At 59.4% G+C, this 24,240-nt stretch carries 27 protein-coding genes and 1 other RNA gene; 20 read left to right on the top strand and 8 right to left on the bottom strand.

Going from position 1 to position 24,240, the window contains the following annotated elements; all coding sequences use genetic code 11:
• Positions 1-2: 2 nt before the first annotated feature.
• Positions 3-665, bottom strand: a complete 663-nt coding sequence (locus BLO50_RS04675) for a YciC family protein (RefSeq protein WP_090249169.1) — start codon at positions 663-665, stop codon at positions 3-5.
• A gap of 133 nt (positions 666-798) precedes the next feature.
• Between BLO50_RS04675 and BLO50_RS04670 the strand changes: the two genes are divergently transcribed.
• From BLO50_RS04670 to BLO50_RS21640, 3 genes are all read left to right on the top strand, one after another.
• Positions 799-1,278 carry an NYN domain-containing protein gene (locus BLO50_RS04670; RefSeq protein WP_090249166.1) on the top strand — a complete coding sequence of 160 codons (480 nt, stop codon included), beginning with the start codon at positions 799-801 and terminating at the stop codon, positions 1,276-1,278.
• 3 nt (positions 1,279-1,281) lie between these two features.
• On the top strand, positions 1,282-1,908 hold the full coding sequence (locus BLO50_RS04665) for a 3'-5' exonuclease (RefSeq protein WP_090249164.1): 627 nt from the start codon (positions 1,282-1,284) through the stop codon (positions 1,906-1,908).
• A gap of 106 nt (positions 1,909-2,014) precedes the next feature.
• Positions 2,015-2,191 carry a DUF6435 family protein gene (locus tag BLO50_RS21640; protein ID WP_143003799.1) on the top strand — a complete coding sequence of 59 codons (177 nt, stop codon included), beginning with the start codon at positions 2,015-2,017 and terminating at the stop codon, positions 2,189-2,191.
• A gap of 62 nt (positions 2,192-2,253) precedes the next feature.
• Here BLO50_RS21640 and BLO50_RS04660 read toward each other — a convergent pair whose 3' ends face one another.
• The gene (locus BLO50_RS04660; RefSeq protein WP_090249162.1) at positions 2,254-3,219 is read right to left on the bottom strand and encodes a hypothetical protein; all 966 of its coding nucleotides are present in this window, start codon (positions 3,217-3,219) and stop codon (positions 2,254-2,256) included.
• Positions 3,220-3,338: 119 nt separating this feature from the next.
• The gene (locus tag BLO50_RS04655) at positions 3,339-4,244 is read right to left on the bottom strand and encodes a GlxA family transcriptional regulator (protein ID WP_167144274.1); all 906 of its coding nucleotides are present in this window, start codon (positions 4,242-4,244) and stop codon (positions 3,339-3,341) included.
• Positions 4,245-4,484: 240 nt separating this feature from the next.
• Between BLO50_RS04655 and BLO50_RS04650 the strand changes: the two genes are divergently transcribed.
• Positions 4,485-5,621 (top strand): acyl-CoA dehydrogenase family protein, encoded by a 1,137-nt coding sequence (locus BLO50_RS04650; protein WP_090249156.1) that lies wholly within the window; start codon positions 4,485-4,487, stop codon positions 5,619-5,621.
• Between the two features lie 59 nt (positions 5,622-5,680).
• Here BLO50_RS04650 and BLO50_RS04645 read toward each other — a convergent pair whose 3' ends face one another.
• Entirely contained in the window at positions 5,681-6,718 is a 1,038-nt protein-coding gene (locus BLO50_RS04645) for an NADP(H)-dependent aldo-keto reductase (protein WP_090249154.1), read from the bottom strand.
• Positions 6,719-6,967: 249 nt separating this feature from the next.
• Here BLO50_RS04645 and rplM point away from each other — a divergent pair, with 249 nt between their 5' ends.
• The 7 genes from rplM to BLO50_RS04610 all read left to right on the top strand — a co-directional run bounded on the left by rplM (position 6,968) and on the right by BLO50_RS04610 (position 11,782).
• Positions 6,968-7,396, top strand: a complete 429-nt coding sequence (rplM, locus tag BLO50_RS04640; RefSeq protein WP_090249152.1) for a 50S ribosomal protein L13 — start codon at positions 6,968-6,970, stop codon at positions 7,394-7,396.
• 14 nt (positions 7,397-7,410) lie between these two features.
• Positions 7,411-7,803, top strand: coding sequence for a 30S ribosomal protein S9 (rpsI, locus tag BLO50_RS04635; protein ID WP_090249150.1), 393 nt, complete (start codon positions 7,411-7,413; stop codon positions 7,801-7,803).
• A 256-nt stretch (positions 7,804-8,059) separates the two neighbouring features.
• A complete protein-coding gene (petA, locus tag BLO50_RS04630; protein ID WP_090249148.1) occupies positions 8,060-8,653 on the top strand; it encodes a ubiquinol-cytochrome c reductase iron-sulfur subunit in 594 nt (197 codons plus the stop codon).
• On the top strand, positions 8,653-9,864 hold the full coding sequence (locus tag BLO50_RS04625; RefSeq protein ID WP_090249146.1) for a cytochrome b: 1,212 nt from the start codon (positions 8,653-8,655) through the stop codon (positions 9,862-9,864). The genes petA and BLO50_RS04625 overlap by 1 nt, the downstream gene beginning before the upstream one ends.
• Positions 9,864-10,646, top strand: coding sequence for a cytochrome c1 (locus BLO50_RS04620; RefSeq protein WP_090249144.1), 783 nt, complete (start codon positions 9,864-9,866; stop codon positions 10,644-10,646). The genes BLO50_RS04625 and BLO50_RS04620 overlap by 1 nt, the downstream gene beginning before the upstream one ends.
• Before the next feature lie 89 nt (positions 10,647-10,735).
• Positions 10,736-11,353 carry a glutathione S-transferase N-terminal domain-containing protein gene (locus BLO50_RS04615; protein ID WP_090249142.1) on the top strand — a complete coding sequence of 206 codons (618 nt, stop codon included), beginning with the start codon at positions 10,736-10,738 and terminating at the stop codon, positions 11,351-11,353.
• Between the two features lie 15 nt (positions 11,354-11,368).
• Entirely contained in the window at positions 11,369-11,782 is a 414-nt protein-coding gene (locus BLO50_RS04610; protein WP_090249139.1) for a ClpXP protease specificity-enhancing factor, read from the top strand.
• A gap of 64 nt (positions 11,783-11,846) precedes the next feature.
• On the opposite strand, the gene BLO50_RS04605 is transcribed toward BLO50_RS04610, so the two are convergent.
• The 4 genes from BLO50_RS04605 to BLO50_RS04590 are packed head-to-tail and all read right to left on the bottom strand — an operon-like array spanning position 11,847 to position 15,183.
• On the bottom strand, positions 11,847-12,380 hold the full coding sequence (locus tag BLO50_RS04605; protein ID WP_090249137.1) for a BON domain-containing protein: 534 nt from the start codon (positions 12,378-12,380) through the stop codon (positions 11,847-11,849).
• A complete protein-coding gene (locus BLO50_RS04600) occupies positions 12,377-12,970 on the bottom strand; it encodes a phosphoheptose isomerase (protein ID WP_090249136.1) in 594 nt (197 codons plus the stop codon). Before BLO50_RS04600 ends, BLO50_RS04605 begins: the two co-directional genes overlap by 4 nt.
• Before the next feature lie 30 nt (positions 12,971-13,000).
• On the bottom strand, positions 13,001-13,375 hold the full coding sequence (locus BLO50_RS04595; RefSeq protein ID WP_090249134.1) for a YraN family protein: 375 nt from the start codon (positions 13,373-13,375) through the stop codon (positions 13,001-13,003).
• Complete coding sequence (locus tag BLO50_RS04590) at positions 13,372-15,183, bottom strand: penicillin-binding protein activator (RefSeq protein WP_090249132.1); 1,812 nt, start codon at positions 15,181-15,183, stop codon at positions 13,372-13,374. Before BLO50_RS04590 ends, BLO50_RS04595 begins: the two co-directional genes overlap by 4 nt.
• A gap of 91 nt (positions 15,184-15,274) precedes the next feature.
• Between BLO50_RS04590 and rsmI the strand changes: the two genes are divergently transcribed.
• The 9 genes from rsmI (at position 15,275) to mraY (ending at position 24,221) form a co-directional block, all read left to right on the top strand.
• The gene (gene rsmI / locus BLO50_RS04585) at positions 15,275-16,180 is read left to right on the top strand and encodes a 16S rRNA (cytidine(1402)-2'-O)-methyltransferase (protein ID WP_090249130.1); all 906 of its coding nucleotides are present in this window, start codon (positions 15,275-15,277) and stop codon (positions 16,178-16,180) included.
• Between the two features lie 41 nt (positions 16,181-16,221).
• Positions 16,222-16,580: RNase P RNA component class A (rnpB, locus tag BLO50_RS04580), an RNA gene on the top strand.
• Positions 16,581-16,887: 307 nt separating this feature from the next.
• Positions 16,888-17,343 carry a division/cell wall cluster transcriptional repressor MraZ gene (gene mraZ, locus BLO50_RS04575; protein ID WP_090249128.1) on the top strand — a complete coding sequence of 152 codons (456 nt, stop codon included), beginning with the start codon at positions 16,888-16,890 and terminating at the stop codon, positions 17,341-17,343.
• A gap of 2 nt (positions 17,344-17,345) precedes the next feature.
• Complete coding sequence (gene rsmH / locus BLO50_RS04570) at positions 17,346-18,287, top strand: 16S rRNA (cytosine(1402)-N(4))-methyltransferase RsmH (RefSeq protein WP_169852817.1); 942 nt, start codon at positions 17,346-17,348, stop codon at positions 18,285-18,287.
• Positions 18,284-18,577 carry a cell division protein FtsL gene (gene ftsL, locus BLO50_RS04565; RefSeq protein ID WP_090249124.1) on the top strand — a complete coding sequence of 98 codons (294 nt, stop codon included), beginning with the start codon at positions 18,284-18,286 and terminating at the stop codon, positions 18,575-18,577. Before rsmH ends, ftsL begins: the two co-directional genes overlap by 4 nt.
• Positions 18,574-20,313, top strand: coding sequence for a peptidoglycan D,D-transpeptidase FtsI family protein (locus tag BLO50_RS04560; RefSeq protein WP_374725298.1), 1,740 nt, complete (start codon positions 18,574-18,576; stop codon positions 20,311-20,313). The genes ftsL and BLO50_RS04560 overlap by 4 nt, the downstream gene beginning before the upstream one ends.
• Entirely contained in the window at positions 20,313-21,776 is a 1,464-nt protein-coding gene (locus BLO50_RS04555; protein WP_090249120.1) for a UDP-N-acetylmuramoyl-L-alanyl-D-glutamate--2,6-diaminopimelate ligase, read from the top strand. Before BLO50_RS04560 ends, BLO50_RS04555 begins: the two co-directional genes overlap by 1 nt.
• Positions 21,769-23,139, top strand: coding sequence for a UDP-N-acetylmuramoyl-tripeptide--D-alanyl-D-alanine ligase (locus tag BLO50_RS04550; protein ID WP_090249118.1), 1,371 nt, complete (start codon positions 21,769-21,771; stop codon positions 23,137-23,139). Before BLO50_RS04555 ends, BLO50_RS04550 begins: the two co-directional genes overlap by 8 nt.
• A complete protein-coding gene (mraY, locus tag BLO50_RS04545) occupies positions 23,139-24,221 on the top strand; it encodes a phospho-N-acetylmuramoyl-pentapeptide-transferase (protein WP_090249115.1) in 1,083 nt (360 codons plus the stop codon). The genes BLO50_RS04550 and mraY overlap by 1 nt, the downstream gene beginning before the upstream one ends.
• The last annotated feature ends 19 nt before the right edge of the window (positions 24,222-24,240 follow it).

Here is a 24,240-nt window from a genome sequence, read left to right as displayed (position 1 = left end):
GTTCACTCGACTTCGGGCTGGGCGCTGCGCAGCATAAATAGACGAAACAGCACGACGCTTGAGAATAGTTGTAAAAAGCGACTTGCGCAGTCGAGCAGCAGACTGGCCAGGGCGTTGTCGGCCAAGACCTCGTTGGAGTGACTCCAGCCGTCGAGCAGCCACAGCGGCAGCATGACAATCAGGATGCAACCGAGCATGGGCCAGAAGTAACCGCTGCTCATTTGGAAGCTCTCGTGCAGTGCCTTCATCGGGCTCAGACCGCGCAACACCAGCAGGTACTCGGCAAACGCCAGTTTGACCATCAGCCAGACTCCCGGCAGCACGAACAGCGAAGCGCCGAGCAGAATCGCCAAGGTATTGATGCCTGCCAGCAGAGCGAAACTTGGCCACAAGCGCAGGCTGGCGGCCAGCAGGTCGAGGGCGCGGGGCTGCTGGCCTTGGCTGCGTGCGTCGAGGAATAGAATCAGCGCGGCGCTATATAACGGGTAGAACAGCAAACCGGCGAGCAGGCGCCAGAGGGTGGCGGATTCGGCGGCCACCAGGCTGGTGACCTGCTGCAGCAACAAGCCTTCGAGCACGATCAACGGCAGGCACAGGCGGGCAATCGCCACCAGGTTAAGGCTGAAGAAATACCAGGAGTCGCGCAGAGCGGAGGTCATATTCATGGTGGGCGCGTGTTGAGTCTGAGAGTCGCCACTCTAGCCGATTGCCCCTGGCGCTCCAATTTATGCCGGCTTTGCTAGTGCCTTGCTTCTGGCATACTGCCTGGCGCTTATTGCCCTGCCATGAGGATTACCGGTGAAGAAGATCGCCGTATTCGCCGATGTACAGAACCTCTATTACACCGTGCGCCAGGCCTATGGTTGCCATTTCAACTACGCCGCGCTGTGGGCCGATATCAGTCAGCATGGGCAGATTGTCGAAGCTTATGCCTACGCTATCGACCGAGGCGATCAGAAGCAGCAGCAGTTTCAGCAGATCCTGCGCAACCTCGGCTTTACCGTAAAACTCAAACCCTTTATCCAGCGCAGTGACGGCTCGGCCAAAGGCGATTGGGATGTCGGTATCACCATCGACATCATGGATGCTGCGCCGCGCGTCGATGAAGTGGTGCTGGCCTCAGGCGATGGCGACTTCGATCTGCTGCTGGACAAGATTCGCGGCAGTTATGGCGTCAACGCGGTGGCCTATGGCGTGCCAGGTTTGACCGCGCAATCGCTGGTGCGTGCGGCCAGTCGCTACGTGCCGATCGACGGCGCACTGCTGCTGAGAAACTGAGCAATGCTTGCCGACTCCATTGCCGTACTCGACTTTGAAACCACTGGCATGTCGCCGGCCCAGCATGCGCGTGCCACCGAAATCGGTGTGGTAATCGTCGAGGGTGGGCAGATCGTCGCCCGCTACCAGAGCCTGATGAACAGCGGCGCCTGGGTGCCGCCGTTTATCGAGCAGCTCACCGGCATCAGCAACGCCATGTTGCGCACCGCACCGCCTGCCGCGCAGGTGATGCAGGAAGTGGCCGAGTTTGTCGGTGATCGTCCGTTGCTGGCGCATAACGCCAGCTTCGATCAGAAGTTCTGGGACGCCGAGTTGGCACTGATTCGCCGTCGCCGCGTGCAGCCGTTTGCCTGTTCTTTGTTGCTGTCGCGTCGTCTATTACCGATGGCGCCGAGCCACAAGCTGGGCAATCTCAACCAGTGGATTGGTCTACCCGATACTGGCAAGGCGCACCGGGCGCTGGCCGATGCGGAAATGGCGGCCAATCTGACCTGCTTTATGGCGGCGTTGCTGCGTGAGCGCCATGGCATTGCCGAGATTTCCCATGAGCTGCTGTGCACCCTGCAGCGGGTGCCCGCCGCGAAGATGTCGCTGGCGTTGCAGAGAGTTCGTGACCACGCCTTTGGCTGACGGTGCTTTTAGCGGCTTGTTACATCTGCGCCTCAACCATGGCGCGTGGCTGAATTAAGCTGGGCAGGCACCTATCCGGGGCTCTTTGTCGACAGAGGCACACAGCATGTTCGGTTTGTTTAAAAGCGATCCCGCCAAGAAACTACGCAAGCAATACAGTGCCAAGTTGGAAGAGGCGATGCAGGCGCAGCGTAATGGTGATATCCGCAGCTATTCGATGCTGACGGAAGAAGCGCAGGCGTTGTGGGCGCAGTTGGAGCCCCTGGAGCGGGCCAAGCAATAAGTTGCCGATGCAAAAATCAAAAAAGGCTGCCATGAGGCAGCCTTTTTGCGTTTCGGTGGGGCTTAGTTTTGCGCCAGCTTCTGCTCGTATTGGGCGAGCATTTTCTGTGAGTGAGCCACTTCCAGGGCTTCCATGGCGTTGATCGGCTTGATCGCTACTGCGCGCTTGAGGTGTTGCAGTGCCTTGTCCTGCTCGTCGTCACCGTACACATAGGTCAGGGCATTGGCGTATTCGTAGTGGCCGATGGGCAGATTGTCCTGGGCCTTGAAGCTGCGGCTGAAGTATTTCTCCATGTTGTCAGCGCTGACGCCATAGGTCATGCGTCCGACCATCTTGCCAACCTTGCGGATTACCCCAGCTTCATAGCCGCCATACAGCGCCAGAGCAAAGGGTTGTTGCGGGTGCTTGGCCAGCAGGGCCTTGAGTTCGTCAGGAATCTGCGAGGTGTAGCCGCGCTTGAGTACCACTGGCACTGACAGCTCTTCACCCAGGCGCGCCTTGGCGTACACCCGGCCGAATTGCGCCACTGTATCGGCCTGAACCAGCTCGCCGGCCTGGTCTGTGTAAGTGATCACTTCTTCCAGCAGTTTGTGTTTCTCGGCCTGGTCGGGCACCAGGAACATGGCATACACCACCTGGGCAAACATCGCCGGGATCTGCCCGCCAACACCCAAGGCCAGGCCCTGTTGCTTGGCCTCGGCGAAATCACCACGGAACATCAACCGCCAGACATCCTGCAGCTTGGCCGCGTAAACCTCGGCTTCTTCCGGCTTACCAGTGAAGCCGGTGTTGGCCAGCACGGTTTTTTCCAGCGCCTGAGGGTGCGTGGTGGCCATAGTCACCACCCAGTCAGCGTCGGGGAAGGGGTAGTTGGCGCCAAAGCCGCGTGTCAGTTGCGGCCAGGCCTGGCGCAGTTTGTCGCCTGAGTAGTCGTAGGCGCTTTGGTCGTAGGGGAAGGGTTTCCAGTTGTCAGCGGCGACAGCGCTGAAGCTGCAGGCGGCAAGTAAGGCGATAAGTGTGCGGCGCATGGCGATGACCTGATTGTTGTAGGTATGCGCCGATCATAGAGTGCTGCCGCCCGCGCCCCACCCATCCAAGGATGAGTTGCGCGGGTTTTCAGTGCGTCGGGCCTGCTGCTGTGCCGATCTTAAGCATGGCTGTCCTTGTGCTGGAACTGTCGGCGGTACTGGTTGGGTGACAGTTCCGTGTGCTGACGGAACAAACGGGCGAAGAAGCTGGCATCGTCGTAACCCACTTCATAGCTTATGGTCTTGATGCTTTTGCGGGTGGCGCTGAGTAGCCCCTTGGCGGTTTCGATACGCAGGCGTTGCAGGTAGTGCAGCGGCTTATCGCCGGTAGCGGTCTGGAACCGGCGCATAAAGTTACGGATGCTCATGCCGTGCTCGCGGGCGACATCTTCGAAGCGAAACTTGTCGGCGAAGTGATCCTCCAGCCATTGCTGGATCTGCAGGATGGTCATGTCGTGGTGCAGCTTCTGCCCGCCAAAGCCGATGCGGCCGGGGGCGTAGTTGCGTTGCACTTCATAAAGAATGTCGCGGGCCACACCCTGGGCCACGCTGGCGCCGCAGAAGCGTTCGATCAAGTAGATATACAGGTCACAGGCGGAGGTCACACCGCCGGCGCAATACAGGTTGTCAGCGTCCGACAGGTGTTTTTCCTGATTGAGCAGCACCTTGGGGAAGCGTTCGGCAAACTCGTTGAAGAAGCGCCAATAGGTGGTCGCTTCCTTACCGTCGAGTAGGCCGGCCTGGGCCATCCAGAACACCCCGGTGGCTTCGCCGCAGATTGCGCTGCCGGCGGCATGGCGCTGTTTCAGCCAGCTGAGCACTTGCGGGTGGCGCTGGCACAGGGCGTCGAAGTCATCCCAGAAGGCTGGCAGGATGATCACATCGGCATCTGCCAGTGCGCCGTCGACCGGGATCAGCACATCACTGAAACTGCGCACGGGCTTGCCGTCCGGGCTGACTAGATGGATTTCAAAGGTCGGCGTCAGGCCTCGGCCCTGCTGTTTGCCGTAGCGCAGGCTGGCCATGTGGAAGAAGTCTTTGGCCTGCATCAGGGTCGAGGCAAACACACCCTCGGTTGCAAGAATGCTGACGCGGTGCAGCGGCGCTGGTGACGGATTCGGCATATATATTGTTCTTATTAAGGCTAAGTGGTCATGAGCTGGCTGGATCGTCTTATTTTTTGGCGCTTGTGTCCAGTGTGACCAAGCGTTTGCTTGGCTAAAGTCGAGGCCACTTTAAAACCGCTCTATCAAGCAGGTGTTGCCATGATCCCTAGAACGATTTTCAGCTCCGAACACGAACAGTTTCGCGACAGCGTGCGCAAGTTCCTTGAGCAGGAAGCCGTGCCTTTCCACCATCAATGGGAAAAGGATGGGCATATCGACCGCGCGCTGTGGAACAAGGCGGGGGAGGCGGGAATACTCTGCTCGCATATCCCGGAAGAGTACGGTGGCATGGCCGCGGATTTTCTCTACAGCACCGTGGTGATTGAGGAAGTCGGCCGCCTGGGTCTGACCGGCATCGGTTTCTCCCTGCATTCGGACATCGTCGCGCCCTACATCCTGCATTACGGCACCGAGGCGCAGAAACAGCATTACCTGCCAAAACTGGTGTCTGGAGAGATGGTTACCGCCATCGCAATGACCGAGCCCGGTGCGGGCTCCGATCTGCAAGGCGTGAAAACCACTGCCGTGCTGGATGGTGATGAGTATGTGATCAATGGCTCGAAGACCTTTATCACAAACGGTTTTCTGGCTGATTTGGTAATCGTGGTGGCCAAGACCGATCCGAAGGCTGGCGCCAAGGGCACTAGCCTGTTCCTGGTCGAGGCTAATACACCGGGCTTCTCCAAAGGCAAGCGCCTGGAGAAGGTCGGCATGAAGGCCCAGGACACCTCCGAGCTGTTCTTCCAGGATGTACGCGTACCGAAGGAAAATCTGCTGGGCCAAGCCGGCATGGGCTTCGCCTATTTAATGCAAGAGCTGCCGCAGGAGCGTCTGACCGTCGGTGTCGGCGCCTTGTCCTCGGCCGAGGCGGCGCTGCAGTGGACTCTGGAGTACACCCGCGAGCGCAAGGCCTTCGGCAAGCCGATTGGTGATTTTCAGAACACTCGTTTCAAACTGGCAGAAATGGCCACGGAAATTCAGATCGGTCGGGTGTTTGTCGACCGCTGCCTGGAGCTGCATCTGCAGGGCAAGCTGGATGTGCCGACTGCGGCCATGCTCAAGTACTGGGGTACCGACCTGCAGTGCAAGGTGCTCGATGAGTGCGTGCAGCTACACGGCGGCTACGGCTATATGTGGGAATACCCGGTGGCGCGCGCCTGGGCCGATGCGCGGGTGCAGCGCATCTATGCGGGTACCAACGAGATCATGAAAGAGATCATCGCCCGTTCGCTGTGATCGAATGCTGAATAAAAAAGCCCGGCTATTGCCGGGCTTTTTTATGTCTCGCGCACTGATTAGGGGGCTGGGTTGGGTTGGGCTTTGTGAATCGCTTCGATAGCAGTTAGCACCTCGGCAGAGAGCTTCAGTTCACTGCTGGTCAGGTTGCTGTCCAGTTGCTCCAGGCTGGTCGCACCAATGATATTGCTGGTGACGAAGGGTTGCGCGGTGACAAAGGCCAAAGCCATCTGGGCTGGATCCAGGCCATGCTCGCGCGCCAGAGCGACATAGCGTGCGCAGGCGCTTTCCGACTCCGGGTTGGTGTAGCGGGTAAAGCGGCTAAACAGGCTGATCCGCGCATTGGTCGGACGCGCGCCGTCAGCGTACTTGCCGGAGAGCATGCCGAAGGCCAGGGGCGAGTAAGCGAGCAGGCCACATTGTTCGCGGATGGCGATTTCTGCCAGGCCCACTTCGAAGCTGCGGTTGAGCAGGTTGTAGGGGTTCTGGATCGACACGCTGCGCGGCCAGCCACGTTGTTCGGCCAGCTGCAGGAACTTCATGGTGCCCCAGGGTGTTTCATTGGACAGGCCGATATGGCGTATCTTGCCGGCCTTGACCTGTTCATCCAGCGCTTCGAGGGTTTCCTCCAGTGGCGTGTATTCGCTGTCCTGGTGGCGATAACCAAGCTGACCGAAGAAATTGGTCGGGCGTTCCGGCCAGTGCAGTTGGTACAGATCGATCCAGTCAGTTTGCAGGCGTTTTAGGCTGGCATCCAGCGCTTGGGCGATATGCGCGCGGTTGTGTTTGAGCTGACCGTCGCGGATATAGCCGATGCCATTGCCAGGGCCGGCGATCTTGCTGGCCAGCACCCAGTCGGCACGATCGCCACGCTGTTTGAAGTAGTCACCGATGATTTGTTCGGTCTTGCTGTAGGTTTCGGCGCGTGGCGGTACCGGGTACATCTCGGCGGTATCGATGAAATTTACCCCGTAGGCCTTGGCGCGTTCGATCTGGGCGAAGCCCTCGCTAGAGCTGTTCTGTTCGCCCCAGGTCATGGTGCCCAGGCACAGGCTGCTGACCTTGAGATCGGTGCGGCCGAGTTGACGGTAATCCATTGCTAGCTCCTTGAGAAAAGCGGGTCGGCATAATCGTGTTGAAATTCTCCGCGCAATCTGCATAATTGCGCACCTCTTTCTGCAGTGGAAGTGATGCGCCGCCTGCCGAAGAATCTTGCCGTATTACGGACGCGCTGACCCGAGCCCCCGATAGCGCCTGTTTTCGGCTGCCTTTGACTTGTCAAAGTACGCACTATTCAGTAAGATCCGCCGTCTTATTTATCAGGGCGGCCCCTGAGGCTATAAAGAATGAAAACTTTTACTGCTAAACCGGAAACAGTTAAGCGCGACTGGTTTGTCGTCGACGCTGCAGGTCAGACCCTGGGTCGTCTGGCTACCGAAGTTGCAAGCCGTCTGCGTGGCAAGCACAAGCCTGAATACACTCCGCACGTTGATACTGGTGACTACATCGTCATCATCAACGCTGAGCAGATTCGCGTTACCGGTGCCAAGACCACTGACAAGATGTACTACTCCCACTCCGGTTTCCCGGGCGGCATTAAGTCGATCAACTTCGAGAAGCTGATCGCTAAGGCCCCTGAGCGCGTGATCGAGACCGCGGTTAAAGGCATGCTGCCGAAGAACCCGCTGGGTCGCGACATGTATCGTAAGCTGAAAGTGTATGCGGGCGCTGCTCACCCCCACACTGCTCAGCAGCCCCAAGAACTGAAGTTTTAACGGAATAGTTCATTATGTCGGCGACTCAAAATTACGGCACTGGCCGTCGCAAGACTGCAACCGCTCGCGTTTTCCTGCGTGCGGGCACTGGCAAAATCTCCATCAACAATCGCACTCTTGATGGTTTCTTCGGTCGCGAAACTGCCCGCATGGTAGTTCGTCAGCCGCTGGAACTGGTTGAGATGACCGAGAAGTTCGATATCTTCGTTACCGTAATCGGTGGCGGTGTAAGTGGTCAGGCTGGCGCGATCCGCCACGGCATCACTCGCGCCCTGATGGACTACGACGAAGCTCTGCGTCCTGCACTGCGTAAAGCTGGCTTCGTGACTCGCGACGCCCGTGAAGTTGAGCGTAAGAAGGTTGGTCTGCGTAAAGCGCGTAAGCGTCCGCAGTACTCCAAGCGTTAATTCGCTACCTGCGTTCACGAAAACGCCCAGTTTCCTTTCGGAGCTGGGCGTTTTTTGTGGGCGATTATTTGCTCTGCGGCATCATGCCGCATCCGTGCACGCCGTGATTTGTAAGGGGTTGAGTCCGCTCTGGCTGGGTAATTACCTTGTCAGTAGAGGGGCTTTTCTTTACCATTTGGCAAATTTTTTGCGCGACTCGATTTTTACCTAGTATAGGCCTGACCAACAGGCCATAAAGCTGATGGGAGACGACTGAATGAGCAATGACGGCGTGAATGCAGGCCGGCGTCGCTTTCTAGTAGCGGCCACCTCTGTGGTGGGCGCTGCAGGAGCGGTGGGTGCCGCGGTCCCGTTCGTAGGGTCCTGGTTCCCAAGCGCCAAGGCTAAAGCTGCCGGAGCACCCGTGAAGGTGAACGTCAGCAAAATTGAGCCTGGCCAGCAGATGGTTGCTGAATGGCGGGGGCAGCCGGTGTTTATCGTGCGCCGTACCGAGGAAATCCTCAGTAACTTGGTGAAAATCGAGGGCCAGCTGGCTGACTTCGATTCCAAGGCATCTGAGCAGCCAAGTTATGTCGACCCCAAAACCCGTTCGATCAAGCCGGAAGTGCTGTTGCTGGTAGGTCTGTGCACCCATCTGGGTTGTGCACCGTCTTTCCGTCCGGAAGTTGCACCTGCTGATCTGGGTGCTGACTGGGTTGGTGGTTACTTCTGCCCCTGCCACGGTTCGCGCTATGACCTGGCTGGCCGCGTGTACAAGGCTCAGCCTGCGCCCCTGAACCTGCCGGTGCCGCCGCACACGTATGAGTCGGATGATGTGATCATCATCGGTGTGGATCAGGAGAAAGCATGATGAGCAAATTCATGGAATGGGTCGATGCGCGCTTTCCCGCGACCAAAATGTGGGAAGACCATCTCTCCAAGTATTACGCGCCAAAGAACTTCAACTTCTTCTACTTTTTCGGCTCCCTGGCACTGCTGGTGCTGGTTAACCAGATCGTTACAGGTGTCTGGCTGACCATGAGTTACACGCCTTCGGCTGAACAGGCATTTGCCTCGGTCGAGTACATCATGCGTGACGTGGAGTACGGCTGGATCTTGCGCTACCTGCACTCCACCGGTGCTTCAGCGTTTTTCGTGGTGGTGTACCTGCACATGTTCCGCGGCCTGCTCTACGGTTCCTATCAGAAACCGCGTGAGTTGGTGTGGATCTTCGGCATGCTGATCTATCTGATGCTGATGGCAGAAGCCTTTATGGGCTACCTGCTGCCGTGGGGCCAGATGTCCTACTGGGGTGCCCAGGTAATCATCTCGCTGTTCGGTGCCATCCCAGTGATCGGTGCGGACCTGACTCAGTGGATTCGCGGTGACTACCTGATTTCCGGGATCACGCTGAACCGCTTCTTCGCCCTGCACGTGGTGGCCCTGCCGATTGTGATTCTCGGTCTGGTGGTGCTGCACATTCTGGCGTTGCACGAAGTTGGTTCGAACAACCCAGACGGCGTTGATATCAAGAAGAAGAAAGACGAGAACGGCATTCCGCTCGACGGCATCGCCTTCCATCCTTACTACACCGTGAAAGATATCGTCGGTGTTGTGGTGTTCCTGTTTATCTTCTGCTTCGTGATCTTCTTCTTCCCGGAAATGGGTGGTTATTTCCTCGAGAAGCCGAACTTCGAAGCCGCTAACCCATTCAAGACGCCTGCGCACATTGCTCCTGTTTGGTATTTCACTCCGTTCTACGCGATTCTGCGTGCGGTGCCAGACAAACTGCTGGGTGTAATTGCCATGGGTGCGGCTATTGCAGTGCTGTTTGTGCTGCCATGGCTGGATCGTAGCCCGGTTAAGTCGATGCGCTACAAGGGTTGGATGAGCAAAGTCTGGTTGCTGATCTTCTGTGTGTCTTTCGTGATTCTGGGTGTGCTGGGTGTACTGGCGCCGACACCAGGCCGTACGTTGCTGTCGCAGGTGTGTACCTTCCTGTACTTCGCGTACTTCATCCTGATGCCGTTCTATACCAAACTCGAGAAGACCAAACCGGTTCCGGAAAGGGTGACTGGCTGATGAAAAAGCTATTTGCTGCACTCGTAATTGCTGCAATGCCTGCCCTGGCTCTGGGTGCTGGTGGTGTTGAGTATCCACTGGACAAGGTAGAGATTGATCTGACCGACAAAGCCGCCATGCAAGATGGGGCGCGCACCTTCGCGAACTACTGCATGGGTTGCCACTCCGCGCAATACCAGCGCTATGAGCGGGTGGCCAATGACTTGGGGATTCCCCATGAAGTCATGCTGAGTAACCTGGTGTTTACTGGCGCGAAGATTGGCGAGCACATGAATATCGGGATGAAGCCGGCCGATGCTAAAGCCTGGTTTGGTGCTGCTCCGCCGGATCTGACTCTGGTTGCGCGTGTGCGTGGTAATGACTGGTTGTACACCTACCTGCGCACGTTCTATGAAGATCCTGCGCGTCCGCTGGGTGCTAACAACAAGGTGTTCCCGAACGTCGGTATGCCGAACGTGCTGGTGGGCCTGCAGGGTCGCCAGTACATCGGTTGCAAGCAGGTTCAAGTGGTCGAAGACGGCAAGAAGATGTTCGATCCACTGACTGGCACGCCGATTACTCATGAAGCCTGCGACCAGCTGACCATCGAGCCGAAAACGGGTGCGTTGAGTCCGGAGGAGTTCGACGAGAAGATCCAGAACTTGGTGACCTTCCTCGCTTACTCGGCTAACCCGGTCAAACTGAAAAGCCAGCGCATCGGCACCTACGTGCTGCTGTATCTTGCCTTCTTCTTCGTATTCGCCTATTTGCTCAAGCGCGAGTACTGGAAGGACATACATTAATCCGTTGCATCTCCGCTGTTGACCTGCGCGCCCCTTTGGGCGCGCAGGTCTTTCTGCTTCACATAACTTTATAAGCGAGGAGGACCGCCATGGGCGTGACCAATCGGTTGGCCTGTTACTCCGACCCCGCCGACCACTATTCCCACCGCGTACGTATTGTGCTCGCCGAGAAGGGTGTAAGCGCCGAGATCATCAGTGTCGAAAAAGGTCGTTATCCGGCCAAGCTGCTTGAGGTTAACCCTTATGCCAGCCTGCCGACCTTGGTGGACCGCGATTTGGCGCTGTATGAGTCGACTGTGGTAATGGAATACCTGGATGAGCGCTACCCGCATCCACCGTTGTTGCCGGTGTACCCGGTTGCGCGTGCCAATAGCCGTCTGTTGATCCATCGCATTCAGCGTGACTGGTGCGCGCAAGTGGACCTGATCCTCGATTCGCGCAGCAAAGAGCCGGCCCGTGCCCTGGCGCGCAAGGAGCTGCGTGAGAGCCTGACAGGGGTGTCGCCGTTGTTTGCCGATAAGGCGTATTTCCTCAGTGATGAATTGAGTCTGGTGGACTGCTGTCTGCTGCCGATTCTTTGGCGTTTGCCGATTCTGGGGATAGAGTTGCCAAAGCCGGCCAAGCCTTTGCTGGACTACATGGATCGTCAGTTTGCTCGTGAAGCGTTCCAGGCCAGTCTGTCGCCTGTCGAACGTGATGTGCGTTAACCCGAGGAGGTAGTGATGAAGTCGAGTCGTCCTTATCTGGTTCGTGCCCTCTATGAGTGGATCGTGGACAACGACTGCACCCCGCATTTGCTGGTCAATGCCGAATTTGCCGGTGTGCAAGTGCCTACTGGCTTTGCCAGCGATGGTCAGATAGTCCTGAATGTCTCGCCGACCGCCGTGCGCAATTTGCACATGGACAATGAGGCCGTTAGCTTTGAGGGGCGTTTTTCCGGCGTGCCGCAAAGCCTGTATATCCCTGCGGCTGCGGTACTGGCGATTTATGCGCGGGAGAATGGTCAGGGCATGGTGTTTGATGCCGAGTCATCGATGCTTGAGGGTGGCGAGATCGACGATCCGGATGAGCAAAGCCCTCCGGATGATGAGCCGCCACGCCCCAGCGGCAGGCCCAGTCTTAAAGTGGTTAAGTAAACATAAAAAGGCGATCCGAGGATCGCCTTTTTTATTGCTGCTATTCAGTTCGGCTGTAGAACGATCAGTTGGTGTACTCGAACAGCTTTACGACTTTCTGCACCCCAGAGACGCTCTGTACCAGATTGGTGGCGTGACTGGCTTCCGCCTGCGAGACCAGACCGAGCATGTAGACGATGCCATTTTCGGTGATCACCTTGATGCGTGTGCCTGGCACGGCGCTGTCCGCCAGCATTTGGGTTTTGATGCGACTGGTCAGTAATGAGTCATTGCTACGTACCAGCAGTGAAGTGGGCTGCAGGACTTGCAGTTCGTTGTGCACCTTTTTCACATTGCTGACTCGGCGAGCTGCTTGTTCAGCCATGCCTTTGAGCTCGTTGCGCGGTGTCTGGCCAGCCAGGAGTACCACACCGTTGTAGCTGGTGACGATGATGTGTGAGGTCGGGCTGGTCAGATCGATGTGCGCGCGGGCCACACTGGAGCTGACTTCCGAGGGGATGAACTGGTCGTCGATCTTGTTGCCGACACTGCGGTTGCCGCAGCCGGCCAGCGCAAGGGTCAGCGCCAACGCGGCGAGGATTAATGGTGAGCGGGTCATTCTTCACTCCCAAACAGTTGGCTGTCGATCAGGTCGCACAGGCAGTGGATGGCCAGCAAGTGGACTTCCTGAATGCGTGCGGTGACTTTTGAAGGTACGCGGATTTCCACGTCTTCCGGCAGCAACAGTGACGCCATGCCGCCGCCATCGCGACCAGTGAGGGCCACCACGGTCATCTCGCGGTCGTGAGCAGCTTGGATGGCCTGGATCACGTTGGCGGAGTTGCCGCTGGTGGAAATTGCCAGGAGCACGTCGCCAGGCTGACCGAGGGCACGAATCTGCTTGGAGAACACCTCGTTGTAGCTGTAATCGTTGGCGATCGAGGTGATGGTCGAGCTGTCAGTGGTCAGTGCGATGGCCGGCAGGCTCGGACGTTCACGCTCGAAGCGGTTGAGCAGTTCCGAGGAGAAGTGCTGGGCGTCGCCGGCTGAGCCGCCGTTACCGCAGGAAAGGATCTTGCCTTCGCTCAGCAGTGCCTGAACCATGGCCTGGCTGCCCTGCTCGATAAAGGGGATGAGCACTTCCATGGCCTGCTGCTTGGTTTCAATGCTGGCTTGGAACAGGTGGCGAATACGGGCTTGCATGTCCATTAGGGGTCTAACCTTCAGTGTGGCTTCTGTTCAGGTATCAAAGGCGTTTTGAATCCAGTCCAGTTGCGCGGGGGCTTGGCTGTCGGCGGTTATGGCTATCACATCAAAACGGCATGGGTACTTGGCCCAGCGTGCTTCTTGTTGCAGAAAGTGCTGAGCGGCGCGGATGAGTTTCTCACGTTTACGTGCATCCACGCTCTCGGCCGCGCCGCCCCAGGCGCTATGGCGCCGATAGCGAACTTCTACGAATACTACTGTATCGGCGTCGAGCATGACCAGATCGAGCTCGCCGACACGGCAGCGCCAGTTCTGTGCAAGCAGGCGCAAACCATGTTGTTCAAGATACTGCCGGGCTTGTGCCTCGGCAGCGTCTCCGCGTTGTTTCGTGCTGGTGCGCTCGCTCAATTGATGCTGTCGGGAAGCGGTTGAACCTGGCCGTCACGGAACTCGGCCCAGGGCAATTGCCGCTCGATGCGCTGGCTCGGATTCAGGCTCAGATTGCCGGACAGGCCTTGGAGGCGGGTATCGGGCAGGGCTTTTAGCTGATTGAGGCGTGGTGCCAGCAGGTAGGCGTCGGCGCCCATGGCGTACAGGCGACCGAGGCTGCCACCAGCTTGAGGCCACTGTGTACTGGCTTGTTGGCGCAGCGGATCGTTGACATTGAGTAGCCATGGGGTTTCGCAGAACATGATGCCGTTGAGGTCGATGTACTGCGCCTGGTTGTAGGTGCCGGTAAACAAGTGCGACGTGGCATACACCGGCACATCACCAGCGTACTGGAAGGCCAGCGTAGGTTTGATCTGCTGAGCCTGCTGCGGCGTGGCAGCGAGGAAGATGAAGTCGACATCACGGCGGCGTGACGGAGCCGCGGCCACCGAAGTGCCCAGTGTGCTCTGCAGGCGCTTGCTGCGCGCTTCACTTTCGCGAAGTTGGAACAGGTCGGCGATCTGTCGGGCTAGTTCAACCGGTTGATCAACGTGTTCGGCGGCAATCAATGTACCGCCCTGGGCTTGCCAGCTCTGGCGGAAAGCGGCGAGTACGCGGTCACCCCATTCACCGTTGGGTACCAGCGCTACTGCGCGGCGCATGCCGTCTGCCCAGGCGCGGCGGGCGACTTCGCGGGCTTCGTCCTCGGCTGCTAGGCCGAATTGGAACAGTTGTGCAGGGCCTTCCTGGCTGCCTTCGCTGTAATTCAACGCGAGAGTTGTGATGGGCAACTGTTCACGGCTGCTTAGCTGGCTGACCAGGTTTTTCTCCAGCGGACCGATCACTAGCTGCACGCCACTGGCTTGGGCCTGGGTGTAGAAAGCGTCCATGGAGCCGATGCGCGAGCTGTCAAAAATTTGAATGTTCGGTGGGTTCTGCCCGGCTTGCTGCGCTTGATAGTGGGCTGCCAGGAAGCCGTCGCGCAGAGCGCGAGCCACGCTGGCCAGTTGACCATCTTGTGGCAGCAGCAAGGCGATCTCGGTCAGCGGTTGGCTGGCCAGCTTTTTCAGCTCGACCAGCGCCTGCGGCAGTTGCTGCGCGGCAGGGTGCTGCGGATTGGCTGCAACCCAGGCATCAATAGCGCTTTGCTGCTGCTCCAGGGTGCCAGCGCTCTTGGATGCACGGGCCAGCTCCAGCCAGCCGTCGAGGTCAGCATCGCCGCTGGCTTGCAGTTCGCCTTGTGGCAGGCTGGAAACCAGTGCCCAGATGGTTTCCTGGTTGTCTGTGGCACTGGCACCACTGAGCAGTGGCGCGATATAGGCGCGCTCGCGCGCTGCTGCCAGGGTTTGCCCGGTGGCCTGCAGGGCGTTCGCGCGTACCAGCTGGCTACGTACCTGTTGTTCAACCGGTAGCTCGCCGAGTCGTTCCATGCTCGGGTGGCTGAGGGCGCGCAGGGCAGCCTTGGGTTTGTTGCGGCTCATGTCCAGTTCTGCGCGCAGGGTGCTGGCGTAGATCTGCTGGGCGGGCTTCAGGCTTTCCAGTTGCACTTGCTCCAGAATGCTGCTGGCGCGGGCTAAATCCTTCTGCTTATAGGACAGGTCTGCCGCCGACAAACGCAGTGCCGCGGCTTGCTCGGTGGGGCTTTCGGCTGCTTGTTGCAGCAGCTGTTCAATGTTGGCTTGCGGCGTGCGCGGCAGCTCGCCCAGGTTCGATGAGGGCTGGCTGGCGCAGGCGGCGAGCAGGCCGGCAAGGCAGAGAATAGAGATGGGGCGCAGGCAGGCGATCATGTAAGCGTTCCTGATACTTGATCAAATTGAGCGTCGAATTGTACCCAAGCCCGCCGGGTGACGCGATGTCGAAGGTTGGAAACGGGCTACAATGCGCGCTTTGCTGATTTATGAGGCCTGTGCTGTGACCACTTCCGCTGCTGCGAATTCGCCTTTAGGCAGTCTTTATGTGGTTGCTACACCCATTGGCAACCTGGATGACATCAGCACGCGCGCGCTCACTATCCTGCGCAGCGTGGCTCTGATTGCTGCCGAAGACACCCGTCATTCCGCACGCCTGATGCAGCATTTTGGCATCGGTACGCCCCTGGTGGCCTGCCATGAGCATAACGAGCGCGATCAGGGCGGACGTTTTCTCGCGCGGCTGTTGGCGGGTGACGATGTGGCGCTGATCTCCGATGCCGGTACGCCGCTGATTTCCGATCCTGGGTATCACCTAGTGCGCCAGGCGCGCGCTGCTGGCATTGCCGTGGTTCCAGTGCCAGGTGCCTGCGCGCTGATTGCCGCGCTGTCGGCTGCGGGCTTGCCGTCGGATCGTTTTATTTTCGAAGGTTTTCTGCCCGCCAAGGCGGCAGGGCGACGCGCGCGCTTGGAGCAGGTAAAGGAAGAGCCGCGCACGCTGATCTTCTATGAGGCGCCGCATCGCATTCTCGAATGCCTGCAGGATATGCAGTCGGTGTTTGGCGATGAGCGCCTGGCGTTGCTGGCGCGTGAGTTGACCAAGACTTTCGAGACGCTCAAGGGCATGCCGTTGGCTGAGCTGGCCGCTTGGGTGGCTGCCGACAGTAATCAACAGCGCGGCGAATGTGTGGTGCTGGTCGCGGGTTGGCAGGCACCGGAAGGCGACGAGGCTGTCAGTGCCGAAGCCATGCGTGTGTTGAATCTGCTGTTGGCGGAAATGCCGCTGAAACGCGCGGCAGCGCTGGCGGCAGAGATTACCGGAGTGCGCAAGAACCTGCTCTATCAGGTGGCGCTGGAACAGCAGAAAGACGTTTAAACCTTGTTCTATAGGGCGCGGGCCGTTAACCTTGCCTACGGAGAGTCGATCGGACAGTCGCTGCCGTGTTGCGTTCTGCGTAATGCGGGGGAGGAAAGTCCGGGCTCCATAGGGCGGAGTGCCAGGTAACGCCTGGGAGGCGTGAGCCTACGGAAAGTGCCACAGAAAATAACCGCCTAAGCGCTTCGGTGCCGGTAAGGGTGAAAAGGTGCGGTAAGAGCGCACCGCGCGACTGGTAACAGTTCGTGGCTAGGCAAACCCCACTCGGAGCAAGACCAAATAGGGTTCCATTGGCGTGGCCCGCGCTGGAACCGGGTAGGTTGCTAAAGGCGTGCAGTGATGTACGTCGTAGAGGAATGACTGTCCTCGACAGAACCCGGCTTACAGATCGACTCTCCACCTCACTCATTCATTCGCCTCACTGTTTCGCCCCCTTTCTAAGACCGAAAAAATCTTACTCTTAATAAACTACTTTAACTTCGTAGTTCAACGCGCTGCATATGCTCATTTTTATATTCATTTCTTCGCGTTATTTCTCCGTTTTGCCCCTCTCAAAGTTCGCTAAATCGCCGTTCTATAAGGATTTTTCCCGCCAAGCGTGCCTTGACGGTGGGGGCGTGCGTTCCTATAGTGTGCGCGAGTGGTAAGAAGTGGCACAAAGTGGGTTTCTTAGGCACGGATAGCTAATAAAAAGGGGAAACGCGATCGTGTTTCGCGGAGCAAACGCCATCAGTCTCGACGCCAAAGGGCGACTCGCGATGCCAAGTCGGTATCGGGACGAGCTTGTGTCGCGTTGCGCCGGCCAGCTTATCGTCACGATCGATGCCATAGACCCCTGCCTGTGTGTCTATCCACTGTCCGAGTGGGAGCTGATTGAAGCCAAGCTCCGCGAGCTCGCCTCCTTCCGTGAAGAAAACCGCCGCCTGCAGCGTTTGCTGATCGGTAACGCTGTTGACCTTGAGCTGGATGCCAGTGGTCGTTTCCTGGTTCCGCCACGTCTGCGCGAGTACGCCAAGCTGGACAAGCGCGCGATGCTGGTCGGCCAACTCAATAAATTCCAACTGTGGGATGAAGATGCCTGGAATGCTGTGGCCGATGCCGATCTGGCCGCGATCAAGCAACCGGGTGCTTTGTCTGACGACCTACGTGACCTGATCCTGTGACCATGACCAGCAATTTCCGCCACATCACCGTGCTACTCGACGAGGCTGTCGAAGGGCTGGCTGTGCGCGCGAACGGTTGCTACCTGGATGGCACCTTCGGGCGTGGCGGGCATAGCCGGCTGATTTTGGAAAAGCTCGGGCCAGACGGTCGCTTGCTGGGGTTTGACAAGGATCCCCTGGCAATCGCGACAGGGAATGCGCTGGCGGCCGAAGACGGCCGCTTTGTCGTTGTGCAGCGCAGCTTTGCCGAGCTGGGTGACGAATTGGTACAGCGCGCTCTGGCAGGCAAAGTCAGCGGCATTCTGCTTGATCTCGGTGTGTCGTCGCCGCAGCTGGATGACGCCGAGCGCGGCTTCAGCTTTATGAATGACGGCCCGCTGGATATGCGCATGAACCCGGATGCGGGCGTTAGCGCCGCCGACTTTATTGCCAGCGCCGCCGAAGAAGAAATCGCGCGGGTCTTCAAAGAGTACGGCGAAGAGCGCTTCGCCAAGCGTATGGCCCGTGCCGTGGTGTTGCGCCGCGCTGAGCAGCCGTTTACCCGCACCGCCGACCTGGCTCAGGTGCTGACCGTCGCCAATCCGGCCTGGGAAAAGGGCAAGAATCCGGCAACTCGCGCCTTCCAGGGCCTGCGCATCTACATCAACAATGAATTGGGCGATCTGGAAAGCGGCCTTGAAGCCGCTCTGGAGAACCTCGAAGTGGGCGGCCGCCTGGTGGTGATCAGCTTCCACTCGCTGGAAGACCGCATCGTCAAACTCTTTATGCGCAAGCATGCCAAGGGTGAGATGGACAAGCTGCCGCGCGATCTGCCGATCATCCCGAAAGCCTTCGAACCACGCTTGAAGCTGATTGGTAAACCGGTATTTGCCTCCGAAGCCGAGCTCGCAGCCAACCCGCGTTCGCGCAGTGCGGTGATGCGCATTGCAGAGAAAGTGCGATGAGCGCGCTATTCGCCAAGCCATTGCCCGGCGGCAGTCTGCTGATGCTGCTGTTGTTTGTGGCTGTGCTGGTATCTGCGGTGGGCGTTTCCTACAGCGCGCACTGGAACCGTCAGCTGCTTAATGAACTGTATGCCGAGCTCAGTGTGCGCGACAAAGCGCAGGCTGAATGGGGGCGCTTGATCCTCGAGCAAAGCACCTGGACCGCGCACAACCGTATCGAAGCCCTGGCCACTGAGCGCCTAAGCATGCGTATCCCTGATGCCGCCGAAGTGCGGATGGTGGCGCCATGATGGGCCTTGAAGGTGCACTCTACCCTTGGCGTTTCCGTCTGGTGCTGCTGCTGCTGGCACTGATGGTGGGCGCGATTGCCTGGCGTATTGTCGACCTGCAAGTATTCGATCAGAGCTTTCTGCAGGCCCATGGTGACGCGCGCAGCGTGCGGCATATCCCGATTCCGGCGCATCGCGGTTTGATTACCGACCGTAATGGCGAGCCCTTGGCTGTCAGTACCCCGGTGACCACCCTGTGGGCCAATGGCAAGGAACTGCAGAGCGGTAAGGCCAAGTGGGATGCCTTGGCGGCTGCTTTGGGACAGGACCCCAAGACATTTTCCGCACGCCTGGCGGCTGCACACGAGCGCGAGTTCATGTACCTGGTGCGCGGGCTGACGCCTGAGCAGGGTCAGCGAATTCTCGATCTGAAAGTGCCGGGCGTGTATGGCATTGAAGAGTTCCGCCGCTTCTACCCAGCAGGTGAGGTGGCTGCCCATGTGGTGGGCTTTACCGACATTGATGACCGTGGCCGTGAAGGCATGGAACTGGCCTTCGAGGATTGGCTGGCTGGCGTGCCCGGTAAGCGCCAGGTGCTCAAGGATCGCCGCGGGCGGCTGATCAAAGACGTCCAGGTAGCTCAGAATGCCAAGGCCGGTAAGACCTTGGCATTGTCGATTGACCTGCGCCTGCAATACCTCGCACACCGCGAGCTGCGCAACGCCGTGACCGAGTTCGGTGCCAAAGCCGGCAGCCTGGTGCTGCTCGATGTGCAGACCGGTGAAGTGCTGGCCATGGTCAATCAGCCGACCTACAACCCGAACAATCGCCGTAACCTGCAGCCGGCTGCTATGCGCAACCGCGCGATGATCGACGTGTTTGAGCCGGGTTCGACCGTTAAGCCGTTCTCCATCGCTGCCGCCCTCGGCTCGGGTCGCTGGACCCCGGAAATGACCGTAGACACCGCCCCCGGCAGCCTGCGTATCGGTCGTTACACCATTCGTGACGTGTCGCGCGGCGGCGTGCTTAACCTCACCCAGATTCTGATGAAGTCGAGCAACGTCGGCATCAGCAAGGTGGCCTTCGATATCGGCGCCGAGCCGATTTACGCCGTGATGCAGCAAGTCGGCCTGGGCCAGGACACGGGTCTGAGCTTCCCCGGCGAGCGCGTTGGCAACCTGCCCAACTACCGCGTCTGGAAACAGGCCGAGACCGCTACTCTGGCTTACGGCTATGGCCTCTCGGTGACCGCCGTGCAACTGGCGCACGCCTACTCGGTGCTGGGCAACGACGGCAAGAACGTAAACCTGTCGATGGTGCGCCTGGATCGCCAGCCGGTTACTACCCAAGTCATTGACGAGCAGATCGCCAAGACCGTGCTCGGCATGCTCCAGTCCGTGGTTGAAGAACCGGGCGGCGGCGGCGCGCGGGCCAAGGTGCCGGGCTACCACGTCGGCGGCAAAAGTGGCACCGCACGTAAAGCCGCAACCGGCAGCAAGGGCTATGTCGATAAGGCGTATCGCTCATTCTTCGCCGGCGTTGCGCCAATCGATAACCCGCGTATCGCCGCCGTGATCATGATCGACGAGCCGAGCGAAGGGGGCTACTACGGTGGCCTGGTTTCTGCTCCAGTGTTCGGCAAGGTCATGGCTGGCGCACTGCGCTTGATGAATGTCGCCCCGGATAATCTGCCAGCACCTGAAGCCGTGAAGGTCGAAACCGCCGCTGCCGCACCCGTTAAAGGAGGGCGTATCTGATGCCCATGCCCCTTAATCAGTTACTGCCGCAAGCCGCCAGCTCGACACTGATTCGTGAATTGACCCTGGACAGCCGCAAGGTGCGTCCGGGTGACCTGTTTCTGGCCGTGCCCGGCACCCAGCAGGATGGGCGCGTGCATATCGCTGATGCGGTTGCCCGTGGCGCCGCCGCCGTGGCTTATGAAGCCGAAGGTGCCGCGGTGATGACCGCGCACAGCGCTGAATTGGTCGCGCTCAAGGGCCTGGCCAATCAGCTGTCGGCGATTGCTGGGCGCTTCTATGGCGAGCCAAGCCGTGGCCTGCATTTGATCGGTATTACGGGCACCAACGGCAAGACCAGCGTCAGCCAGTTGTTGGCACAAGCTCTGGACCTGCTGGGCGAGCGCTGCGGCATCGTCGGCACGCTCGGCAATGGCTTTTATGGCGCGCTTGAACAGGGCCGTCATACCACGCCGGATCCGATCGGCGTGCAGGCGACATTGGCGGACATGAAAAACGCCGGCGCGCGCGCGGTGGCGATGGAAGTGTCGTCCCACGGCCTGCACCAGGGCCGCGTTGCCGCGCTGGCATTTGATGTGGCGGTGCTGACCAACCTGTCCCGTGATCACCTGGACTATCACGGCTCGATGCAAGCCTACGCCGAGGCGAAAGCCGCGTTGTTTACCTGGTCGGGCCTGCGTTGCCGGGTGCTCAATCTGGACGATGCCTTTGGCCGTGAGCTGGCAGCTGCCGAGCACGAGTCGCGCCTGATCAGCTACAGCCTGAGCGATGCAGAAGCCTACCTGTATTGCCGCGATGCGCAGTTTGACGAGCAGGGCGTGCGCGCCACGCTGGTCACCCCGCGCGGCGAAGGTAGCCTGCGCAGCTCGCTGCTCGGGCGCTTCAATCTGAGCAACCTGCTGGCAGTGGTCGGCACGCTGCTGGGGCTGGATTACCCACTGGACGAAATTCTCCAGGTGCTGCCGCAGCTGAAAGGCCCTATCGGTCGTATGCAGCGTTTGGGGGGCGGCAAGCAGCCGCTGGTGGTGGTGGACTACGCACACACTCCGGATGCTTTGGAAAAAGTTCTCGAAGCCCTGCGTCCGCATGTTAAAGGCCGCCTGCTTTGCCTGTTCGGCTGTGGTGGCGACCGTGACAACGGTAAGCGCCCGCTGATGGCCGCGGTGGTTGAGCGTCTAGCCGATGCAGTGCTGGTCACCGATGACAATCCCCGCACCGAAGCGCCGGCAAAGATTTTCAGTGACATTCGAGCAGGTTTCGTCACACCTGAGGCCGTGCAGTTCGTCCATGGCCGTGGTCAGGCGATTGCTCAGCTAATCGCCAGCGCGTCTGCCGATGATGTACTGGTGCTGGCCGGTAAGGGGCATGAGGACTATCAGGAAATCAACGGCGTGCGTCAGCCATTCTCCGACCTGGTCGAAGCGGCCAACGCTTTGGCCGCATGGGAGGTGGCGCATGCTTAAGGCGCTGCGGTTGAGCGACGTGGCTGGTCCATTGAGCGCGCGGGTGATCGGCCCCGATGTGGCATTCAGCGCAGTTAGCAGCGACAGCCGGGCGATTCAGCCGGGCCAGCTATTCGTCGCCCTGGCCGGTCCGCGCTTTGATGGTCATGACTACCTGGCTGAAGTCGCCAGCAAAGGTGCTGTGGCGGCACTGGTCGAGCGTGAAGTGGCGGATGCGCCGCTACCGCAACTGCTGGTCGCCGATACCCGTCTGGCCCTGGGTCAGTTGGGTGCGCTCAATCGTCAGGCGTTCAACGCGCCTGTGGTGGCGATTACCGGCTCCAGCGGCAAGACCACCGTCAAGGAAATGCTCGCCAGCATCCTGCGCGAGGGCCTTCAAGGTCCGGTGCTTGCCACCCGTGGCAACCTGAATAACGACCTTGGCGCACCGCTGACCCTGCTGGAGCTGGCACCTGAGCATGTTGCAGGGGTGATCGAGCTGGGCGCCAACCATGTCGGCGAGATTGCCTACACCGTTGGCCTGACCCTGCCGCAAGTGGCCGTGCTGAATAATGCCGGGACTGCGCATGTCGGCGAATTCGGCGGCCCTGAGAAAATTGTTGAAGCCAAGGGCGAGATACTCGAAGGCCTGAGCGAAAGCGGTGTGGCCGTGCTCAACCTTGATGATCGGGCCTTTGCCATCTGGCAGCAGCGCGCCAAAGGTCGCCGCGTCAGCAGTTTCGCCCTGGTTAATCCGGCGGCTGACGTTTATGCCAGCGAACTGGCCCGCGACGCCCGTGGCTGCTCAGCCTTTACCCTGCATTGCGCCTGCGGCCAGGCACGTATTCAGCTCAACTTGCTCGGCGAACACAACGTCGCTAATGCCCTGGCTGCTGCTGCGGCTGCCCAGGCGCTGGGCCTGGTCCCTGCGGCGATCAAGGCCGGGCTGGAAAGTCTGCAACCGGTCAAAGGCCGCGCCGTTGCGCAGATTGCGCCGAACGGCCTGCGGGTGATCGACGACAGCTACAACGCCAATCCGACATCCGTCTGCGCAGCCATCGATATCCTGGCCGGTTTTCCTGGCCGCCGTGTGCTGGTGCTGGGCGATATCGGCGAGCTGGGCGCGTGGGCCGAGCAGGGCCATCGCCAGGTCGGCAGCTATGCGCTCGGTAAGGTTGATGCTGTGTATGCCGTTGGCCCGCTGATGGCGTATGCCATTGAAGAATTCGGCACACAGGGTCGGCATTTTGCCGACCAGGCCAGCCTGATTGCTGCGCTGCAAGGCGAGCAGGGCGACACCACCCTTCTAATTAAAGGTTCACGCAGCGCCGCGATGGAAAACGTCGTCGCGGCGCTGTGTGGCACATCCGGGGAGATTCACTAATGCTGCTGCTGCTGGCGGAGTACCTGCAACAGTTCCACAAGGGTTTCGCAGTGTTTCAGTACCTGACACTGCGCGGCATCCTCGGCGTGCTTACCGCCCTGGCCCTGTCGTTGTGGCTGGGCCCGTGGATGATCCGCACCCTGCAGATTCGTCAGATCGGCCAGTCGGTACGTAACGACGGCCCGCAGTCGCACCTGTCGAAGAAAGGCACTCCAACCATGGGTGGCGCGCTGATTCTCTCGGCCATCGCCGTCAGCACCCTGCTCTGGGCTGACCTGTCCAACCGCTACGTCTGGGTGGTGCTGGCCGTAACCCTGCTGTTCGGCGCCATCGGCTGGGTGGATGACTACCGCAAGGTGATCGAGAGGAACTCCAAAGGGCTGCCGAGCCGCTGGAAATACTTCTGGCAGTCGGTGTTCGGCCTCGGTGCTGCGTTCTTCCTTTATATGACCGCGCAGAGCCCGGTGGAAACCACCCTGATTCTGCCGATGCTCAAGGACTTCAGCCTGGAGCTGGGCCTGGGCTTCGTGGTGCTGACCTACTTCGTGATCGTCGGCTCGAGCAATGCGGTCAACCTGACTGACGGCCTCGATGGCCTGGCCATTCTGCCGACCGTAATGGTCGGCGGCGCCCTGGGAATCTTCTGCTACCTGTCGGGCAACGTGAAGTTCGCTGAGTATCTGTTTATCCCCTACGTGCCGGGTGCGGGGGAGCTGATTGTCTTCTGCGCCGCCTTGGTGGGTGCTGGCCTCGGTTTCCTCTGGTTCAACACCTACCCGGCGCAAGTGTTTATGGGCGATGTCGGTGCGCTGGCGCTGGGCGCGGCCCTGGGCACCATCGCGGTGATTGTTCGTCAGGAAGTGGTGCTGTTCATCATGGGCGGCATCTTCGTAGTGGAAACCCTGTCGGTGATCATCCAGGTCGCCAGCTTCAAGCTGACCGGCAAGCGCGTGTTCCGCATGGCGCCGATCCATCACCACTTTGAACTGAAAGGCTGGCCTGAGCCGCGCGTGATTGTGCGCTTCTGGATCATCACCGTGATTCTGGTGCTGATCGGCCTTGCCACCCTGAAACTGCGTTGAGGATTGAGGACTTATAACA

The sequence above is a fragment of the Pseudomonas peli genome, assembly GCF_900099645.1.
Lineage (GTDB): Bacteria > Pseudomonadota > Gammaproteobacteria > Pseudomonadales > Pseudomonadaceae > Aquipseudomonas > Aquipseudomonas peli.
The sequence above is the reverse complement of the archived record's forward strand: the minus strand, read 5'-3'. Positions and strand labels throughout refer to the sequence as shown.

What these genes read in the sequence shown, in the direction of transcription:
- BLO50_RS04675 (WP_090249169.1), bottom strand. Translation starts at nt 665, where the DNA reads ATGAATATGACCTCCGCTCTGCGCGACTCCTGGTATTTCTTCAGCCTT.
- BLO50_RS04665 (WP_090249164.1), top strand. Translation starts at nt 1,282, where the DNA reads ATGCTTGCCGACTCCATTGCCGTACTCGACTTTGAAACCACTGGCATG.
- BLO50_RS21640 (WP_143003799.1), top strand. Translation starts at nt 2,015, where the DNA reads ATGTTCGGTTTGTTTAAAAGCGATCCCGCCAAGAAACTACGCAAGCAA.
- BLO50_RS04660 (WP_090249162.1), bottom strand. Translation starts at nt 3,219, where the DNA reads ATGCGCCGCACACTTATCGCCTTACTTGCCGCCTGCAGCTTCAGCGCT.
- BLO50_RS04655 (WP_167144274.1), bottom strand. Translation starts at nt 4,244, where the DNA reads ATGGCCAGCCTGCGCTACGGCAAACAGCAGGGCCGAGGCCTGACGCCG.
- BLO50_RS04650 (WP_090249156.1), top strand. Translation starts at nt 4,485, where the DNA reads ATGATCCCTAGAACGATTTTCAGCTCCGAACACGAACAGTTTCGCGAC.
- BLO50_RS04645 (WP_090249154.1), bottom strand. Translation starts at nt 6,718, where the DNA reads ATGGATTACCGTCAACTCGGCCGCACCGATCTCAAGGTCAGCAGCCTG.
- rplM (WP_090249152.1), top strand. Translation starts at nt 6,968, where the DNA reads ATGAAAACTTTTACTGCTAAACCGGAAACAGTTAAGCGCGACTGGTTT.
- rpsI (WP_090249150.1), top strand. Translation starts at nt 7,411, where the DNA reads ATGTCGGCGACTCAAAATTACGGCACTGGCCGTCGCAAGACTGCAACC.
- petA (WP_090249148.1), top strand. Translation starts at nt 8,060, where the DNA reads ATGAGCAATGACGGCGTGAATGCAGGCCGGCGTCGCTTTCTAGTAGCG.
- BLO50_RS04625 (WP_090249146.1), top strand. Translation starts at nt 8,653, where the DNA reads ATGAGCAAATTCATGGAATGGGTCGATGCGCGCTTTCCCGCGACCAAA.
- BLO50_RS04620 (WP_090249144.1), top strand. Translation starts at nt 9,864, where the DNA reads ATGAAAAAGCTATTTGCTGCACTCGTAATTGCTGCAATGCCTGCCCTG.
- BLO50_RS04615 (WP_090249142.1), top strand. Translation starts at nt 10,736, where the DNA reads ATGGGCGTGACCAATCGGTTGGCCTGTTACTCCGACCCCGCCGACCAC.
- BLO50_RS04610 (WP_090249139.1), top strand. Translation starts at nt 11,369, where the DNA reads ATGAAGTCGAGTCGTCCTTATCTGGTTCGTGCCCTCTATGAGTGGATC.
- BLO50_RS04605 (WP_090249137.1), bottom strand. Translation starts at nt 12,380, where the DNA reads ATGACCCGCTCACCATTAATCCTCGCCGCGTTGGCGCTGACCCTTGCG.
- BLO50_RS04600 (WP_090249136.1), bottom strand. Translation starts at nt 12,970, where the DNA reads ATGGACATGCAAGCCCGTATTCGCCACCTGTTCCAAGCCAGCATTGAA.
- BLO50_RS04590 (WP_090249132.1), bottom strand. Translation starts at nt 15,183, where the DNA reads ATGATCGCCTGCCTGCGCCCCATCTCTATTCTCTGCCTTGCCGGCCTG.
- rsmI (WP_090249130.1), top strand. Translation starts at nt 15,275, where the DNA reads ATGCGCGCTTTGCTGATTTATGAGGCCTGTGCTGTGACCACTTCCGCT.
- rsmH (WP_169852817.1), top strand. Translation starts at nt 17,346, where the DNA reads ATGACCAGCAATTTCCGCCACATCACCGTGCTACTCGACGAGGCTGTC.
- ftsL (WP_090249124.1), top strand. Translation starts at nt 18,284, where the DNA reads ATGAGCGCGCTATTCGCCAAGCCATTGCCCGGCGGCAGTCTGCTGATG.
- BLO50_RS04560 (WP_374725298.1), top strand. Translation starts at nt 18,574, where the DNA reads ATGATGGGCCTTGAAGGTGCACTCTACCCTTGGCGTTTCCGTCTGGTG.
- BLO50_RS04555 (WP_090249120.1), top strand. Translation starts at nt 20,313, where the DNA reads ATGCCCATGCCCCTTAATCAGTTACTGCCGCAAGCCGCCAGCTCGACA.
- BLO50_RS04550 (WP_090249118.1), top strand. Translation starts at nt 21,769, where the DNA reads ATGCTTAAGGCGCTGCGGTTGAGCGACGTGGCTGGTCCATTGAGCGCG.
- mraY (WP_090249115.1), top strand. Translation starts at nt 23,139, where the DNA reads ATGCTGCTGCTGCTGGCGGAGTACCTGCAACAGTTCCACAAGGGTTTC.